The 17,692-nt window shown below is 63.0% G+C and carries 16 protein-coding genes; 10 read left to right on the top strand and 6 right to left on the bottom strand.

The annotated features are described in order from the left end of the window. The 4 genes from AC1DX0_RS16130 to AC1DX0_RS16115 all read right to left on the bottom strand — a co-directional run. A partial coding sequence (locus tag AC1DX0_RS16130; protein WP_477356046.1) for a WD40 repeat domain-containing protein occupies window positions 1-1,670 on the bottom strand: 1,670 nt, incomplete at its 3' end. Window positions 1,671-1,726: 56 nt separating this feature from the next. After that, on the bottom strand, window positions 1,727-2,434 hold the full coding sequence (locus AC1DX0_RS16125) for a DUF4760 domain-containing protein (protein ID WP_477356043.1): 708 nt from the start codon (window positions 2,432-2,434) through the stop codon (window positions 1,727-1,729). Beyond that, window positions 2,431-2,754, bottom strand: a complete 324-nt coding sequence (locus tag AC1DX0_RS16120) for a hypothetical protein (protein ID WP_477356040.1) — start codon at window positions 2,752-2,754, stop codon at window positions 2,431-2,433. The genes AC1DX0_RS16125 and AC1DX0_RS16120 overlap by 4 nt, the downstream gene beginning before the upstream one ends. 178 nt (window positions 2,755-2,932) lie before the next feature. Further along, window positions 2,933-5,134 (bottom strand): caspase family protein, encoded by a 2,202-nt coding sequence (locus tag AC1DX0_RS16115; protein WP_477356037.1) that lies wholly within the window; start codon window positions 5,132-5,134, stop codon window positions 2,933-2,935. Window positions 5,135-5,364: 230 nt separating this feature from the next. On the opposite strand from AC1DX0_RS16115, the gene AC1DX0_RS16110 reads away from it, so the two are divergent. Beyond that, window positions 5,365-5,769, top strand: a complete 405-nt coding sequence (locus AC1DX0_RS16110; protein WP_095199553.1) for a Fur family transcriptional regulator — start codon at window positions 5,365-5,367, stop codon at window positions 5,767-5,769. Here the strand turns inward: AC1DX0_RS16110 and AC1DX0_RS16105 are convergent. Together AC1DX0_RS16105 and polA are read right to left on the bottom strand one after the other, a co-directional pair. Further along, entirely contained in the window at window positions 5,766-6,395 is a 630-nt protein-coding gene (locus AC1DX0_RS16105) for a LysE family translocator (RefSeq protein WP_477220188.1), read from the bottom strand. The two genes, AC1DX0_RS16110 and AC1DX0_RS16105, sit on opposite strands and share 4 nt — an antisense overlap. A 1-nt stretch (window position 6,396) precedes the next feature. After that, window positions 6,397-9,342 carry a DNA polymerase I gene (gene polA / locus AC1DX0_RS16100; protein ID WP_477356034.1) on the bottom strand — a complete coding sequence of 982 codons (2,946 nt, stop codon included), beginning with the start codon at window positions 9,340-9,342 and terminating at the stop codon, window positions 6,397-6,399. Window positions 9,343-9,763: 421 nt separating this feature from the next. Between polA and AC1DX0_RS16095 the strand changes: the two genes are divergently transcribed. The 9 genes from AC1DX0_RS16095 to AC1DX0_RS16055 all read left to right on the top strand — a co-directional run bounded on the left by AC1DX0_RS16095 (window position 9,764) and on the right by AC1DX0_RS16055 (window position 17,663). Then, complete coding sequence (locus AC1DX0_RS16095; protein WP_477220186.1) at window positions 9,764-11,149, top strand: M20/M25/M40 family metallo-hydrolase; 1,386 nt, start codon at window positions 9,764-9,766, stop codon at window positions 11,147-11,149. A 78-nt stretch (window positions 11,150-11,227) separates the two neighbouring features. Next, window positions 11,228-11,848 carry a ribonuclease D gene (locus AC1DX0_RS16090; protein WP_477220185.1) on the top strand — a complete coding sequence of 207 codons (621 nt, stop codon included), beginning with the start codon at window positions 11,228-11,230 and terminating at the stop codon, window positions 11,846-11,848. 96 nt (window positions 11,849-11,944) lie between these two features. Further along, on the top strand, window positions 11,945-12,145 hold the full coding sequence (locus AC1DX0_RS16085) for a hypothetical protein (protein ID WP_477220184.1): 201 nt from the start codon (window positions 11,945-11,947) through the stop codon (window positions 12,143-12,145). 170 nt (window positions 12,146-12,315) lie between these two features. Next, window positions 12,316-12,570 carry a GlsB/YeaQ/YmgE family stress response membrane protein gene (locus tag AC1DX0_RS16080; RefSeq protein ID WP_027031098.1) on the top strand — a complete coding sequence of 85 codons (255 nt, stop codon included), beginning with the start codon at window positions 12,316-12,318 and terminating at the stop codon, window positions 12,568-12,570. A gap of 25 nt (window positions 12,571-12,595) precedes the next feature. Next, window positions 12,596-12,742: a hypothetical protein gene (locus AC1DX0_RS16075; RefSeq protein WP_477220183.1), complete on the top strand. Its 147-nt coding sequence runs from the start codon at window positions 12,596-12,598 to the stop codon at window positions 12,740-12,742. A 156-nt stretch (window positions 12,743-12,898) separates the two neighbouring features. Further along, on the top strand, window positions 12,899-13,615 hold the full coding sequence (locus AC1DX0_RS16070) for a hypothetical protein (protein ID WP_477220182.1): 717 nt from the start codon (window positions 12,899-12,901) through the stop codon (window positions 13,613-13,615). Continuing rightward, a complete protein-coding gene (locus tag AC1DX0_RS16065; RefSeq protein WP_477220181.1) occupies window positions 13,593-13,934 on the top strand; it encodes a YncE family protein in 342 nt (113 codons plus the stop codon). The genes AC1DX0_RS16070 and AC1DX0_RS16065 overlap by 23 nt, the downstream gene beginning before the upstream one ends. Window positions 13,935-14,120: 186 nt before the next feature. Then, window positions 14,121-16,406, top strand: coding sequence for a transglycosylase domain-containing protein (locus AC1DX0_RS16060; protein ID WP_477356031.1), 2,286 nt, complete (start codon window positions 14,121-14,123; stop codon window positions 16,404-16,406). Between the two features lie 504 nt (window positions 16,407-16,910). After that, on the top strand, window positions 16,911-17,663 hold the full coding sequence (locus tag AC1DX0_RS16055; protein ID WP_027031095.1) for an SDR family NAD(P)-dependent oxidoreductase: 753 nt from the start codon (window positions 16,911-16,913) through the stop codon (window positions 17,661-17,663). The last annotated feature ends 29 nt before the right edge of the window (window positions 17,664-17,692 follow it).

Genomic DNA, 17,692 nt, shown 5'->3' with positions numbered 1-17,692 from the left:
GAATAATARTAGCCCTGCGGCATCCAGGCGATCCAYTSYGAGCCGGCAAAGAACATCGACACGATCAGYTYGTGSGTCTTCAGGTTCCATAGCCTCACCGTCTGGTCGGCACTGCCGGTGACCAGCAGGCCGGCCTTCTCCGAGGCGACCATGGCGTTGATTTCGCCGGTATGGCCGGTGAATTCGCCGGAAACCCTGGCGGTCGCGGCCTTGTATTCCAGCAACGTGCCATCATTGCCGCCGGTGATCAGGCCAAGCCCGTTGTCGATCAGCGTGAAGGCCGAATGGACAAAGCCGTTGGTGGCATCGTTCTCGATCGATCGCACCACCTTGCCGCCATTGGCGATCTCCAGCACCGCGTTTTCCAGCGCGTCCTTGCCGCCTTCAGTGGCGTGCAGCGACCACTCACCGTCGCTCAGCGCGGCGCGGGCAAATGAGCCCGGCTCCGTCAACGGCTGCGGATCCTCGAAGAACCGCTCGGTGGTGGGCAGATCCAGCCTCTTGTCCAGCGCACCCATCTGTTCCGGGCAAGCCACGCGCTCGGGACAAGGGTTGGCATTGCTCCAGGCGATGATGCCGTTCGCCGCGTCGATGCCGATGGCAGTCACTGGCTCCCCCACCCCCTGCAGCAAGGCCTTGCGTTCCCCTGTCGCCGGGTCCCAGACCTGGATGGCGTTGCGCGTGCCGCCGGCGGTCGCCACCAGCGAGCCGTCGGCATTGGCGGCGCTGGCATAGACCGTGCCGTCATGGCCGGCATAGTCGAGCAGCTTCTCACCGCTGTCGGTGTTCCAGACGATGGAGCGATGCTTGTCGGCGCAGCGATAGCCGCAGGAAGCGATCAGCCGCGATCCCTTGGCGAAGGTCAGCGAGCCGATGAGGAAATCCTGCCTCGGCATGGCGCGCAACAGCGTGCCGTCGGCCGCGCGCCAGAGCTGGACCTGTCCGTCCTTGCTGCCGGTGGCAAACAGGCTGCCGTCCTGCGAGATGGCCAACGCCATGACGCTGATGTCCCGCAAGGGCTCGGCGTCTGCCGGCAAGGCGATCTCCTCGCCCTTGGCGACATCCCAGAGCCGGATGCCATTGTCGGTTGTTGTTGCTACCAGCCGGGCTCCGGCAGAGGCGAAGGCCAGTTTGTCGATGTGCCAGGAATCGGCGTCGAGCTTCTTGTCCAGCGTCCAGCCTGACGTGGCCTTGTCGTCCTGTTTCCAGAGATAGACGACGCCGTCGGCACCGCCTGCGGCGATCGTCTTGCCATCGGGAGAAAAGGCGAGATCATAGGTCGCGTAGTCGGCGGCCTTGAGCACGGCCTTGATCTTGCCGCTGGCGAAATCGAACAGCCTGATGTCGCCATAGGGCGGCTTGTCGCCGAGGCTGGCGCCGAAATAGCCGCCGGCGGCGATCGTCTTGCCATCCGGCGAGACGGCGACCGTGAAGACCTTGCCGTCGCTGCCATTGCCGAGATAGCCGCGTATGGTGCGCAGCGTCACGCCGCTCTGCCAGTCCCAGATGCGGATGGTCTTGTCGTCGGATGCCGAGACGATATCCTCGCCATCGGGTGTGAAGGCGAGGTCGGCAATCCGGGCGGTATGGCCTGCGGTGTCGAGATCGAGATGGAAATCCGGGGCGTCCTCGGCGCGGGCAACCGAGGCCGTGACCAAAGCTGCAGCCATGGTCAGCCAGCGGCAGGCGCGCATGAGGCGAACGCGGATCCCGGCCTTTCCCATCGCTATTTGGCTTCAGCCGCCGGTTGCCCGTTGCGCACATAGGCTTCAATCGCTGTGGCAAAAGTCGGCGAACCGGCCTTGCGCTGCTTGTCGACATAGCCGGCAAAATARCTCCAGAASGAGACSGCATAGTCGCGRAAATARGCGTCRGTCACYTYGCGCGAACACAGGTCGCCGTCGACGCAGAWGGMSAGGCGGTTGAGGAAATAGACGATGCGGTCGAAATTCTCGTTGAAATCGGCGAGCGGCATGTCGCCGCCAGCGGCGGTCATTGCCTCTATGCCGATGCGCTGGCGGAAAACCTGCTCCTCGGTCGGCGAAGGATTGGCGCTGAGCAGATTGTCGTATTTGGCATTGAGGGCCGCGAGCCGATCTTTCAGCGCCCGCTGCGCCTGCTGGWAGTCCTTGGTYTCCCAGAGCTCGACCAGYGACATGGTCTGCTCGACGCGCTTCTGTTCCTGGTTGGCGAGGAACTGGTAGACCGAGAACGCCAGGGTGAAGATGATGGCSAAACGCACCAGCATSCCCGMCCAGGCATAGACSAGCATGCGCCAGTCRCGRTCGGTGAAGGGATTGCTCTCCTTCTTGATCTCATGGCTGCTTGCCCAAGGGAATCCTTCCGTGGTTTCCGGCAGCGTCTGCTTTGCCGCCGGTGCCCTGGCGGGCGTGGCCATCGGTGCCTGCTTTGTCGTGCCCCCCGGCTTCTTCATTTGCAGTTGTCCAGTTCGATGGTGGCGGAGGGATCAAGCACGACGCCCGGCGCCTCCAGCTGCTTCTTCAGGCACTGCAGTTGCGGGCGCGAAACCATAAACTGCACGTCCGGTTCCGCAGGCGCCTTTGTCGGCGACGGCAATGCCTCGACGATGCCGCGCGAGGCACAGCTTGAGAGGTCGACCACGACAGCGTTGCCGTTGCTTTTGGCGATCTGGTCGTACTGGTCAAGAAAACACGTCGCCAATTCCGAGTTGGTGACGATCTGCTTGACGCACAGGCCGCAAGCGTCCTCTGCCGAAGCGTTGGCGATCAGCATCAGGCTGCCGGCCAAGCCGGCCATCGCTCCACGCCAGGAAAACACAGAGTTCTTCACAATCGATCCTATCTGCTTTTGTCCGGCCATCATGCACCATGGCTTCGGCCGGAATGTTCTCATATCACGCCAATCGTGCAAGAGCCGGCGCAACAGCGCCGTGCCGCCCTGGCGCCGGAGCTCAGGCGCGTGGCACCGTCTCCATCGGGAAGATCATCACCGCGCCCTTCGGGCCGCTCTTGTCGGCAAGCCGCATCACCGAGCGGGTCGGCGGCGCCGCGCCGATATCGGCAAGCATGTCGGAGAAGCTGGCGGGGCCGAGGCCACGCGTCATCGAGGCGACGCCGTCCTGCGCCAGGAAGCTCAAATCTTCCTTCTCGCTCTCCGGCGGTGCCTCGGTCAGCACCGCGATCATCCGCTCCATGCCGAAGCTGGTGTCGGTGAAGGCGAGCAGCCCTTCCTCGAGCGTCGCCTGCGGGGCGAGGCGCTCGGCAACGATGTGGGTGATCGAATAGTCGCTGCCGACATAGAGCACGTTGATGTCGACCAGCTGGTCCGAGCTGTTCTTGGCCAGCACATGCACCTCGTCGCCCGGCGAGACGCGCGGCACCGCGGACGCCTGCAACGGTTCAAGGCCGTCCTTGTCGCGGCGCTTGACCTGGAACTGGACGTCGACATCCTCGGGCTTGTAGTCGGAGGCGGCCGCCAGCCGCGACAGCCCGGTGGCACGGAAGATGGTGCGCAAATTCCTGGTCGTGGCGTCGACCAGCTTCTGGCGRTCATCGGAATGGATGATGATCAGCGGCGGCTTGCTGCCATCCTTCAAGGTCACGTCGCCCGATGCCGGCAGGAACCACAGCGCCGGCTTGTCGGACGCATCCTTGCCTGCGCCTTCAATGGCTTTTTCGCGCATCACCGCGAAGCGCAGCTCGGCGCTCTTGCCGGGGTCGACCAGCTCGATGTTGAAGCCGGTCTCCTTGGCCGCGGCCAGTTCGTCGAGAACCGAATTGACCAGAGCCGCTTCCTTCTCCAGTCCCTTGGTTGCTGCCGGCCGTGCGACAGTGAGTTTGTAGTCGACGGCAATCTCCGCCACCCGCGCATAGGCGTTGGCGGGAATTTCGGTGAGCTTGAGTGCCGGTTTCTTCTCGAACTCGACCGGCTTAACGTGGCTCTCCAGGTTCTTTGCCGACTCCACCTCGAGATAGCCGACCGCGTCGGACAGCGACGACAGCGCCGACGGCAGGATGGCGAGCTTGCTGCCCGGCGTCAGGCGATGGAGCAGGCCGGCGCCGATCGTCGCCTCACCGTCCTTGACGACGATGGGCCACTGCATGACGGCGTCGGTCTTGTCGGTGCCGAAGACGCGCGCGTCGAGTTCGCCCTCGAACAGCGGCGTCGGCCGGGTGCGGCTGTCGGCCGAATATTGCTGCAGCACGGCCTGGCCGAGCTGGCGATAGGTAACGTCAGGGTTTTCAGCGAGCTTCGACAGAATGGTGAAGGTGAACAGGCCGAAGCGCGGCGCATCCGTCGTGCCCTTGGGCAACGGCATTTCCGGCGTCGTCTCCACAGTCTGCGCGGCATAGAATGCGACCAGCTTGCCCTTGGTGATCGGCTCGCCGCCGGTCGGCGTCAGGTTGAAGGCGGGCTTGCGCGCGCCATTCTCGTCGAGGCCGCGCGAGGCGCCCGCGACGGTGTCCTCATAGGTCTTGATGGCCGCCGCTCTTGCCGCCTCGTCGCCGCCGACCAGGTCGGCGAATTCAACCTTGCGTTCCAGCTCGTCGTCGACTTCGACGGCGCGTGTCGCGGTGCCGGAATGGCAGCAGTCGAAGACAGCCCAGACGAAGGCGCCTTTGTTGCGGATGGCGTCGAGCGCATCGCCGATTTCATTGTCGACCAGCGCGTTCGGTACACCGGCATCGCGGTTGATCCATTTTTCGATGTCGACAGGCAGGAAGATCTCGTCGAGCCCGTCGGTCTCGTCACCCTTGACCCTCTCCGGCTGCTGGGCGCCGTGGCCGGACAGATGCAGGTAGACGAAATCGTCACGCTGAACCTTGGCCGCGAGATCGGCGAGTGCCGTCTTGATCGCCGCATGGGTTGGCAAACCCTTGGCGCCCGGCACATCCTTAGCGAGCAGCGTGACGTTTTCGGGCGCGAACCGCACCGGGTCGGGCACATTCTTCAGCAGATACTCGTGCACCAGGCCGGCATCGTTCTTCGGCCCGATCAGCCAATTCCTCTGTGGCAAGGCAGGATATTCAGTGCAGGCGACCAGCAGCGCATGGTAGGTGCGCGAKGCCGCCMGKGCCCGGAACGATACCGYACCGGCMRCCRTCAGCGCSGACGYGCCGACAAGCAGCGTCCGGCGTGTCAATTTGATCATATTGCTTCCCCAAGCCCGATCGAATTTCCCAAGCGAAACTATCCTCGTCGAGGATTTTGTCAGTATTTTGAATATCGCTCCGCCATCAAATATGCCTGTGCGTGATCGATTGACCCAGGACAACAACAGAACAGTAGCAAAGACGGCGGTTCGTCGCTATCTGAATGGGATCAGGCCGTTTGCACGGGCAAACAGCCTGGGGATGGCGCAGGACAAGTTGGAACGAGACCATGGCGGCAAGGGATGTGCTGACGAAAAACCAGGTGTGCGTGCTCGAGAAGCTCGAAGCCGCCAGCGGGCCGCTCAGCGCCTACACCTTGCTTGACCAGTTGCGCGAACGCGGTTTTCGCGCGCCGCTGCAAGTCTACCGCGCGCTCGACACGCTGGTGAAATCCGGCTTCGTGCACCGGCTGGAAAGCATCAACTCCTTCGTCGCCTGCGCCGAACCGCACGACCACAGCCATTCGATGACCGCTTTCGCCATCTGCGACACGTGCGGGCAAGTGACCGAGATGTCGGATCACGACGTCGACCACCGGCTGAACGAGTGGGTGAGTTCGACCGGCTTTGCTGCCAAGAAGGCAGTGATCGAGTTTCGGGGTGTGTGTGCGAAGTGCCGGGCTGAAGCGGCCTAACGCGCAGTCGACCACGCGAACCAGAGCGCAACGAGCGCCAGCAGCGCGGAGAGAATCCGTCTGCTGATCCGTTCCATCCGTGGATCGTCGAGAAATGGCTGCAGGGAGCCCGCCAAGACCACGATCGTTGCATGGATGGCTGTCGCGACAGCCACATAGGTCACGGTAAGCAATACAGCCTGGGCAAGTATCGGTCGTCCGGTCTCGACGAAGGTCGGCAGCACGGCGACATAGAAGATCGCCGCCTTCGGGTTGAGGATATTGGTGACAAATCCGCGCAGGAAGTACGTCCCGCCCCGATTGCCATTGTTCGAAACCACATCGGTTCCAGCGCTCCAGCCCTCCCAGGCGAGATACAACAGGAACATTATGCCTGCCCAACGGAGACCCTGGTAGAGCAGGGATGACGCTTGGATGAGTTCGGCGACGCCCAGAGCGGCGATGCCGCCAATGACCGCGAGGCCCGCGGCGATACCCGCCACGGTGGCAAAGCCAGCGCCGCGCCCGTGGCTTGCAGAAACCAGTGCCAGATAGGTCATGTTCGGGCCCGGCGTCAGTTCAATCAGGAGCGACGCCAGTGCGAAAGAGAGGAATGTGGCCGTTGAAAACGGCAGCACTTCGCTCACCTCAATGTGCCTCGTCCCAGTTGTTCGCCGCGCGGGCGTCGACATGCAGTGGCACCGACATCGATACCGCCGGCATCGCCGCGTTTTCCATGACATGGCGCACGATGGGGATCGTCGCTTCGACTTCGGCCTCGACCGTTTCGAAGATCAGTTCGTCATGCACCTGCAAGAGCATGCGGGCGGAGAGCTTCGCCTTGTCCAGCGCCTCCTCCATGCGCACCATGGCGCGGCGGATGATGTCGGCGGCGGTGCCTTGCAGGCGGGCGTTGATCGAGGCCCGCTCGTTGAACGCGCGCAACGACGGGTTGGACGAGCGGATGTCGGGATAGTGGATGCGGCGGCCGAAGATGGTTTCGACGAAGCCGTGCTCGCGGGCGTAGGCCTTGGTCTCCTCGATATAGTCGCGGATGCCGGGGAAACGTTCGAAATATTTCTTGATGTAGTTGCTCGCCTCCTCGCGCGGGATGGACAGCTGGTTGGCGAGGCCGAAGGCGGAGATGCCGTAGATGATGCCGAAATTGATCGCCTTGGCGCGGCGGCGGATCTCCGAAGGCATGCCTTCGACGGGCACGTTGAACATCTCCGACGCGGTGATGGCATGGATGTCGGCGCCGTCGGCGAAAGCCTGCCGCAATTGCGGGATTTCGGCGACATGGGCAAGCACGCGCAGTTCGATCTGGCTGTAGTCGGCCGAAACCAACCGGTTGCCCTTGTCGGCGATGAAGGCGGTCCTGATCTTCCGGCCTTCGGCGGTGCGCACCGGAATGTTCTGCAGGTTCGGATCGGAGGATGACAGCCGGCCCGTCGTCGTCGCGGCCAGCGCGTAGGAGGTGTGGACGCGCCTGGTGTCCGGATGGATGAAGCCGGGCAGCGCATCGGTATAGGTCGAYTTCAGYTTGGTCAGCTGGCGCCAGTCGACGATCTTGCGCGGCAGTTCATGGCCTTCGGCGGCAAGGTCTTCCAGCAGCTGGGCCGAAGTCGACCACTGCCCGGTCTTGGTCTTGGAGCCACCGGGCAGGCCCATGCGGCCGAACAATATATCGCCAAGCTGCTTGGGCGAGCCGATGTTGATGCGCTCGCCGATGAGCTGGTAGATTTCCTCTTCGAGCCGGGCAGCCCCTTGCGCCAGTTCGCCCGACAGCCTGGACAGGATCTGCCGGTCGACGGAGATGCCGCGCTGCTCCATGCGCGCCAGCACCGGCACCAGCGGCCGCTCCAGCCGCTCATAGACCGAGACCAGGCCTTTGGCGGCAAGCCGGGGTTTCAGCACCTGCCAAAGACGCATCGTCACATCGGCGTCTTCGGCGGCATGAGCCGTCGCCCTGTCGATGTCGACCTGATCGAAACCGACGGCGCTCTTGCCGGAGCCGGTCAGATCCTTGAGCACGAGCGGGGTGTGGCCAAGCCATTTGTCGGCCAGCGCGTCCATGCCGTGACCATGCGGGGTGCCGGCATCGAGCACATAGGAGATCAGCATGGTGTCGTCGAAGGGCGCGACATCGACGCCATAGCGGCTCATGATGACGAGATCGTATTTCAGGTTTTGCGCGATCTTGAGGACCGATTTGTCCTCAAGCATCGGTTTCAGCACCGCCAGCGCCTCGCGAAGCGGAATCTGGTTTTCGAGCGTGCCGCCGCCGAGCAGGTCACCATTGCCGCTCTTGTGGGCGAAGGGAATGTAGCCGGCGCGGCCGGGCGCCGTGGCTATCGCCAAGCCGATCAGTTCGGCCTGCATCGGATCGCCCGACGTCGCCCTGACGTCGAAGGCGGTGACACCAGCCTCTCGCGCCTCGGCGACCCAGGCCTTTAGCGTCGCGATATCGCGAATGCATTGGTAGGCTGAGGTGTCGATCTTGCCGGTTGCCGCGCGCTCCAGCCGCAAGGCTGAGAGCAGGGAAGGGGTGTCGCCCTGCTTCGCGGTGTCCGTCGTCGCCGCTCCGTTGGCCTCGCTCGGCTCGGCACCGCTCCGGGCCGACGCTCCAGCGCCGACATCGGGGCCATGCGCATTGTCGGCGCGTTCGACGGTGACGGCGACCGCCTGGACGTCGCCGGCCTCGGTGCTGGTCGCCTCCGCCACGCGGCGGGTCAGCGAGGTGAATTCCATGGTYTTSAGGAAGCCGATCAGCTTSGGYCCGTCSGGCKCRTGCAGSACGAAATCRTCSAGYCCGTCGGTCACCGGMACGTCGTTCTTCAGCGTCACCARYTGGCGCGARATSMGCGCCTTGTCGGYRTTGGCGATGATCGATTCGCGTCTTTTGTCCTGCTTGATCTCRCCGGCGCGGGCSAGCAGYSCGTCGAGGTCGCCGAACTGYTCSAGCARCTGCGCCGCCGTYTTCGGYCCGATGCCSGGCACGCCSGGCACRTTGTCGACSGAATCGCCGGTCARYGCCTGCAGGTCGAYCATCTTTTCSGGCGGCACGCCCCATTTCTCSAYGACTTCGGGRATGCCRATCTGGCGGTCCTTCATCGGGTCGTACATGCCGACCGTATCGCCGACCAGCTGCATCAAATCCTTGTCGGAGGAGATGATGGTGGTGTCGCCGCCGGCTTCGCGGGCCAGCCTGGCATAAGTGGCGATGAGGTCGTCGGCTTCATAACCTTCGATCTCGATGCAAGGCAGGTTGAACGCCTTGGTTGCCTGGCGGATCAGGCCGAATTGCGGGATCAAATCCTCGGGCGGCGCCGAACGGTTGGCCTTGTATTCGGGGTAGAGGTCGTTGCGGAAGGTTTTCGAGGAATAGTCGAAGATGACCGCGAAATGCGTCGGCACAATGCCTACATCGGTGTTGCGGGCATCCTGCATCAGCTTCCACAGCATGTTGCAGAAACCGGAAACGGCSCCGACCGGCAGRCCGTCGGATTTGCGSGTCAGCGGCGGCAGYGCGTGATARGCSCGGAARATGTAGCCGGAGCCGTCGATAAGGAAGAGATGATCGCCTTTTTTCATGCCGGCAGGGATAGCGCGGCGCGATGGCTTGGTCCATGCCAAAGACACCGTCAGGCATCGGTTCCGGCAACACCCTGACAGATCGAGGTTATACGGGTCTGCTCACGAGCACGTTACAAAAGTGTAACGTTGACGCCCTTGAATCGCCACGTTCACGGACCCAAATACACGTCATCGGCAGTTTTCGCCGAGTCCGGAGCAAGGCCCGTCCCCCGCCTATCCCGGACAACTGCGGCAGCCTATCCCCCCTCTCCGGGCTGCCGCATCGTTTCGAGTACAGGACCGCCGTGGTTCCCCCTCCACCACGGCGGTCTTTTTTTGCCTTGCGGCAGCCGGCTCGTGCCGTGGTCCAATGGTCCCGGGCTTTTCGTTTCGCCGCTCTGCCTTTACGGTTCCGGCACTGAATCGAAAGGCTTGCCAAATGTCCGCAGTTTCCCCCGTTCTCGACCGTCTCGACAAAAATCTCGACCAGAGCCTSGAGCGSCTGTTCGGCCTGCTCAGGATCAAGTCGATCTCCACCGACCCGGCCTATGCCGCCGACTGCCGCAAGGCGGCGGAATGGCTGGTGGCGGAGCTCAAGCTGATCGGCTTCGATGCCAGCGTGCGCGACACGCCAGGCCACCCGATGGTGGTTGCGCATCATGACGGGCCGGCCGGCGCGCCGCATGTGCTGTTCTATGGCCACTATGATGTGCAGCCGGTCGACCCGATCGAACTGTGGGAAAACGACCCGTTCGCGCCTGCGGTGAAGGAGGTCGGACTCGACCACAAGGTGATATCAGGGCGCGGCTCGGCCGACGACAAGGGTCAGCTGATGACCTTTGTCGAGGCTTGCCGCGCCTGGAAACAGGTGCATGGCAATCTGCCATGCCGCGTCACCATCCTGTTCGAGGGCGAGGAGGAGTCCGGCTCGCCGTCGCTGAAACCGTTCCTCGAGGCCAATGCCGACGAACTCAAGGCCGACTTCGCGCTGGTCTGCGATACCGGCATGTGGGACCGCGACACGCCCTCGATCTGCGTCGGGCTGCGCGGGCTGGTCGGCGAGGAGATCACAGTCAAGGCCGCCGACCGCGACCTGCATTCGGGTCTCTATGGCGGGGCAGCCGCCAACCCGATCCGCATCCTGGCCAAGGTCCTGGCCGACATCCACGACAAGGATGGCCACATCACAATCCCCGGCTTCTATGACGGCGTCGAGGAAACGCCGACGCAGGTGCTGAAATCCTGGGAGACGCTGGGCGAAACGGCCGAGACCTTCCTTGGGCCTGTCGGCCTGTCGATCCCGTCCGGGGAAAAGGGCCGCTCGGTGCTGGAACTGACCTGGGCGCGGCCGACCGCCGAGTTCAACGGCATCATCGGCGGCTATACCGGCAAGGGGTTCAAGACGGTGATCGCGGCGGAAGCCTCGGCGAAAATCTCGTTCCGTCTCGTGCACAAGCAGGATCCCGCCAAGATCCGTGACGCATTCCAGAAATTCGTCGAGGAGCGCATCCCGGCCGACTGCTCGGTCGAATTCCATCCGCATGGCGGTTCGCCGGCAATCCAGCTTTCCTACGACTCGCCGTTCCTGGCCAAGGCCAAGATCGCGCTGTCCGACGAATGGCCGAAACCGGCGGTGACGACCGGCAGCGGCGGCTCGATCCCCGTGGTCGGCGACTTCCAGACCTATCTCGGCATGGAATCGCTGCTGGTCGGCTTCGGCCTCGACGACGACCGCATCCACTCGCCCAACGAGAAATACGAGCTCTCATCCTTCCACAAGGGCCAGCGCTCCTGGGCGCGTATTCTGGATGCACTGACGCGCTGAGCGGCGGAAAGCAAGTTTTCTTGTTGATTTTTCACCGGATCGCGGCGAGGACGGTGGACGCCGCGACCGGAGAAGACAATGGCCGATATCCGTTTCCACAAGCATGATCTGCCCGACCTCACGCATTACAATGTCGAGGCAGTGGCCATCGATACCGAGACGCTGGGGCTGAACCCGCATCGCGACCGGTTGTGCGTGGTGCAGATTTCGCCTGGCGACGGCAGCGCCGATGTCATCCAGATCGCACCTGGCCAGAAGAAGGCGCCGAACCTTGTCAGCCTGCTGAAAAACCGCAACGTGACGAAGCTCTTCCATTTCGGTCGGTTTGACCTGGCCGTGCTTTACAACGCCTTCGGGGTGATGCCCGAACCGGTGTTCTGCACCAAGATCGCCTCGCGGCTCACGCGGACCTATACCGACCGGCACGGACTGAAGGACATCTGCTTCGAGCTTCTTGGCGTCGGCCTGTCCAAGGCGCAGCAATCGTCGGACTGGGCGGCCGAGACGCTGTCGCCGGAGCAGCTCGAATATGCCGCCTCCGATGTGCTCTATCTGCACCGGTTGCGCGATGTGCTGGCCGGGCGGCTGGCACGCGATGGCCGCACCAAGGAAGCCGACGCCTGCTTCCGCTTCCTGCCGACGCGGGCCAAGCTTGACCTGATGGGCTGGGACGAAGAGGATATTTTTGCGCACAGCTGATGGCCTGAGAGCGATCCTGGCCGGTGGCCCACTGGAACCAAGATGCCAGCCGCCGCGTTTTGTCGGCGCAGTTTCAACGGCTCAATGGGGGATAAGATGGCCGATCGAAAGCCGATATCGACAGCGCCGACCGACGGCTCCAAGGTCTCTGTCATGTGGAAGGACAGCGACGGCGTCGTCAACGAATCCATCGCGCAACATCGCGACGGCGGGTGGTGGGTCTATACCGACAGCAACACCCAGAAAAAAGTCGAGCCGACCAGTTGGCGGCCAGCCGCGAGCGACGATGACGATTAGTTTTGACGCAATCCCGGACGGAAAACCGCTTCACACTTTTCCTGGAATTGATCTAGTGAGCGCGCCGCTGGCGAGCAAGGCTGCTTTCGCATAGCCTGAAGCCGTTGATATCGGGGCCGATTCGGAGCCTTCCGCTCCGTACTCGCCCTATTGCTCGGAGGAAAATCGCCATGGGCGTCGAAAGCCTGCTCGTCTTCATCATCATCGGTGCCATCGCCGGCTGGCTTGCCGGTCTCATCGTTTCCGGCTTCGGTTTCGGCCTGATCGGCAACATCATCGTCGGCATTATCGGTGCCTTCATCGCCGGCTGGCTTTTTCCAAGGCTCGGCTTCGCCATCGGCGGCGGCATTCTCGCTGCCATCATCAACGCCACGATCGGCGCCATCATCCTCTTGGTACTGGTCAAAGTCTTGAAACGAGCGTGAGGCTCGACATCAGAAAGAGCGCGCCATGAAGCAGAACACACTCTATCTCCTCATTGGCGCACTCGTCGTCGTGGTCATCGCGCTCGGCATTTATGTCTACCAAGAGCAGACCAAGCCGAAAGGCGTCGAGCTCAAGATCGACGACAAGGGCATTTCGATCCAGCAGAACTGAGCCTGCCGTCGATTGGGGCTGGCTGCATGTCAAGAGGCGTGAACAATGCCTTGGCCAGCGCGCTGCTTGGCGAGGCGGTGGGCCTCCAGCCTTTGGAACCTGAGAGCCCGCGATCAGGCTCAGTCGGCAACATCAAAGCTGGGCAAACAGTCTTCAATGGGCCGGGAGCAGTTGGATACTTCTCGATCCCTTCCGTCGTTTGATTCCCTAGGTGGGTCGCCAATGATCCCCGCGATCAGCTTCAAGGCTAGCGCGGCGGTGCGGGCAGCGCTTTCGGCGATTGGACGCACCGAGGATTTGCGCTTTTCACCGGACAACCGATTGCTGGTAATCGCCGGCTATGCGCGCAAGCGCTTGCTGGTCCTGCGCATCGACATCGGGGCCGGGCCTGATGGTCCCGATGTCACGATCCGCGATTTCATGGAGCTGACATCGGACGATATGGGCGAAATCCATGGCCTGGATTTCATCGATGACCGCACCCTGGCGATCGGCAACCGCGACGGGCTGGTTGCGATCTTCAGCATGCCGCGCGAAGAACCGGCCGGCCAGAGTCGCGCGATATCAGCCATTCGCCTGATAAAGGGCAGGCGGCCTTGCAAACTGAATTCGCCGGGTTCGATTGCCGTCAGGCTGGAGTCGCGGGGCCGCATCAGCCTGCTGGTCTGCAGCAACTACACGCATCTGGTCACAAGGCACGTGGTCAACCGGTGGCTCGGCTATCGCATGACGAGCAACCAGCGGCTGCTCGAGCGTGGGCTCGATATACCGGACGGCATTGCGCTCAGCCATGACGGGTCGCTGGATCGCGGTCAGCAGCCACGGCACCCAGGACGTCAAACTTTACCGCATGTCCGCGGCGCTTGGGCCTGACACCGAACCCGCGGGTGTTCTGCAGCACGCCGGCTATCCGCACGGTGTGCGCTTTACCAACGACGATCGGCGCATCCTCGTTGCCGACGCCGGCAGCCGGATGGTGCATGTCTATGCCGGCGACGGTGACTGGAACGGGCATCGCGCGCCGGCGCGTTCGGTCGCCGTGCTCGACGAGGAAACTTTTCAGCGCGGCAGGGCCAGCCCCGAGGAGGGTGGCCCGAAAGGCCTCGATATCGACCGGTCGAACAGCGTCGTCGCCGTGACCTGCGAAGAGCAGACGCTGGCCTTTTTCTCCCTCGCATCGATGATCGGTTAGCGGGGAGCAGGCGTCGCTTTGCTTAACCCGCCCGACCAGCACACAGCGGCAATGCGCGGTAACGAATTTAGAAAATCGTAAGGAATTTCAAAAGGGTGCATAAACCCTGCTTTAACCCGCCCTTAAATCGCCGCATCTACTCTTCAACCGGAGCGCCATAGGCACCGGGGATATCAAGCACAGCGCATGGCGAACCGCAGGGACAACCGCATTGAACCGAGTTTCGAGGGACCGCCGCAGGCGCGATCCCAACCGGGTCTTTCGGTGAGCGAGGAGGATCGCGTCGTGCCGAGCAACCGCAAAGCCTCCGCCAAACGCAAATCGTCGAAGGCGAAATCGTCGCGTGGCGGGCGTGGCAGAAGCCGGCGCGGCCTGTTCGGCGTGCTTGGCCGGCTGTTCTACTGGTGCTTCGTGCTCGCCATCTGGGGCGGCATCGCGGTGGCGGGCGTCGTCATCTACTACGGCGCCAAGATGCCGGCGGCCACGACCTGGTCGATCCCCGACCGCGCCCCCAACATCAAGATCGTCTCGGCCGATGGCCAGCTTCTCGCCAACAGGGGCATGAGCGGCGGTGAAGCCGTCGGCCTGCACGAAATGTCGCCCTATATTCCGGAAGCCGTCATCGCCATCGAGGACCGTCGGTTCTATTCGCATTTCGGTGTCGACCCGATCGGGCTGTCGCGCGCCATGGTAACCAACGTGCTCGGCGGACACTTCTCGCAAGGCGGCTCGACGCTGACGCAGCAATTGGCGAAAAACCTGTTCCTGACGCCCGACCGCACGCTGGAGCGTAAGGTGCAGGAGGTGCTGCTGTCGCTGTGGCTTGAGCACAAGCACACCAAGGACCAGATCCTCGAAATGTACCTCAACCGGGTCTATTTCGGCTCGGGCGCCTATGGCGTCGAGGCGGCTTCACGCCGCTATTTCGGCAAGAGCGCGCGAGACGTGACTTTGTCGGAGGCCGCCCTGCTGGCAGGCCTTCTGAAAGCCCCGTCGCGGCTGTCGCCGGCGCGCGATCCCAAGGCCGCCGAGGAACGGTCTCAGCTTGTGCTCGCCGCCATGCGCGAGGAAGGCAAGATCAGCGACAAGGAGCTGAAAACCGCGCTCAGCGCGCCGGCAACGCGTTCGCCGTCCTACTGGACGGGCTCGGAAAACTATGTCGCCGACACCATCATGGAAGAACTGCCCGACCTGATCGGCGMCGTGCGCGGCGACATCGTCRTCRACWCCACSGTCGACCTGAACCTGCAGAAGCTYGCCGAACARTCGATCCGCCGGCTGATCGAYGARAGCGGCAARAARCTCAACGTCACCCAGGGCGCGCTGGTGTCGATCGACRATTCCGGYGCSGTGCGTGCCATGGTCGGCGGCTAYGAYTATTCGACCAGCCAGTTCGAYCGCGCCTCKGAAGCSCGCCGCCAGCCRGGCTCGGCATTCAAGCCGTTCGTCTATATGGCGGCACTCGAAGCCGGCCGTACGCCCGACAGCACGCGCAACGATGCGCCGATCAGGATCGGCAACTGGACACCCGACAATTACGGCGGCAAGTACTTTGGCAAGGTGACGTTGGCGACGGCGCTGGCCAAGTCGCTGAACTCGGTTGCCGCGCAATTGACCATGGAGGTCGGGCCGAACGCTGTCGTCGAGGCAGCGCACCGCATGGGCATCCAGTCCGATCTGCAGGCCAACACCTCGATCGCGCTCGGCACCTCGGAGGTCACGCCGCTTGAGCTGACCTCGGCCTATGTGCCGTTCGCCAATGGCGGCTACAAGCCGGACATCCATTTTATCCGTCGCATTACCACCACCGAGGGCAAGGTGCTCTATGACAGCGGCGGCGGCAACGCGCCCCGCGTGGTCAAACCCGAGATCGTCGGCATGATGAACTCGATGATGATGGGCACGGTCGAGTTCGGCTCGGCAAAGAAGGCCGCCTTTGCCTGGCCTTCGGCCGGCAAGACCGGCACCAGCCAGAATTCGCGCGATGCATGGTTCGTCGGCTACACCGCCAATCTCACCACCGGCGTGTGGTTCGGCAATGATGACGGCACGGCGATGAAGAAGGTTACCGGCGGCGCGCTGCCGGCGCAGGCCTGGCACGAATTCATGGTCGCCGCGCACGAAGGTGTGCCGGTGCGGCCGCTGCCCGGTACCTGGAAATCGACGCCAGCCGACACGATCGTGCCCGACGATATACCCTCTGTCGACAACAACCAGCCGGCGCCGGTTCCATCAGCCTCGGTTGGCCAGCAGGCACCGGCGCCGACGGTTCCGCGAGCCGCTCCTGTTGCCCAGGCACCAACGCCAGCCCGCGCGGCGCGTCCCGCCCAGACCGTCGATGCGGATGGCTTTGACATGCCTGCGGACAATGGCACAACCGCTTCGGTCGGGCATCCGGTCCCTCCTGGCAGTGTCGGCGGTCCGCTCAAGAAGAAGCGGACCTCGATCCTGGATATCCTGGGCGGCGGGTGAGTGGCAATTCGCCTCTCGACTACCCGACTGATCGGCATTGACAAAATCGGACCGTAATTGGTCAAATGATCGAGCGGTATCAGACAACAGAGCAATGGAAACCGTTCGTAGGTTCAACCGTCTGGACTTTGAACAATGGTCGCTTCTGGTGGCCATGTCAGCAAGCGCCGTTCTGTTCCGTCAGGCACCTAATCTCAGATCTGAGCCGGCGGACTTTCTCGCCGAGAGAATAGGCGGGATGTTAGGCGCGTTCATCGCCTGTCTTCTTATCCCGTACGGTTTGGCGTGGCTATCCGGGCGCATATTCCGGAGGTCCCGCATCGTATTTCTCGCCGTTCTTTGGGTTCTGGCGGTACTTATGTTCGTCTCGAACCTCAACCTGCGCTACGAGTGCCCCACCTGCTACTGAAGATCCCCGTCGTGCAAAGAGGATCAATGCGAGCTGTCGAACGACTCTCGCTATCGTAACCATATTCGGCTAGATCACGCGCCGGAGACCAAGCCATGGCCGAGACCGACACCCGAAAAACCATCGTGCTGACCGGCGCCAGCCGCGGCATTGGCCACGCCACGGTCAAGCGCTTTTCGCGCGAGGGTTGGCGCGTCATCACCTGTTCGCGCCAGGCCTTTGCCGAGGATTGCCCGTGGCCGGCAGGCCCCGAGGATCACATCAAGGTCGATCTCGCCGAYCAGGARGATGTCGGCATCGCCGTCTCGGAAATCCGTCATCGGCTGGAAGCGCATGGCGGCCAGTTGCATGCGCTGGTCAACAATGCCGGCATCTCGCCCAAGCTCAAGGACGGCAACAGCCGCATGGATTCGATCGACACGCCGATGCATGTCTGGCGCGACGTGTTCCAGGTCAATTTCTTCGCGCCGATCATGCTCGCGCGGGGGTTGTTCAAAGAGTTAGCAGCGGCCAAGGGCTCGATCGTCAACGTCACCTCGATCGCCGGCACCCGCGTGCATCCTTTCGCCGGCACCGCCTATGCGACGTCGAAGGCGGCACTTGGCTCACTGACACGCGAGATGGCGCATGATTTCGGCCCGCACGGCATCCGCGTCAACGCCATCGCGCCGGGCGAGATCGACACCGCGATCCTGTCGCCAGGCACCGACAAGATCGTCGAGACAATCCCAATGCGGCGGCTCGGCAAAACGGCCGAGGTCGCCGACATTATCTTCTTCCTGTGCTCGCAGCAGGCGTCCTATGTGACCGGCTCGGAAATCCACATCAACGGTGGGCAGCACGTTTAGGTACTGGAGCGCTCAGATCGTTCTCGCCC

Source organism: Mesorhizobium sp. P3_A9, assembly GCF_056402975.1.
This window is presented reverse-complemented; position numbering and strand designations above follow the sequence as displayed.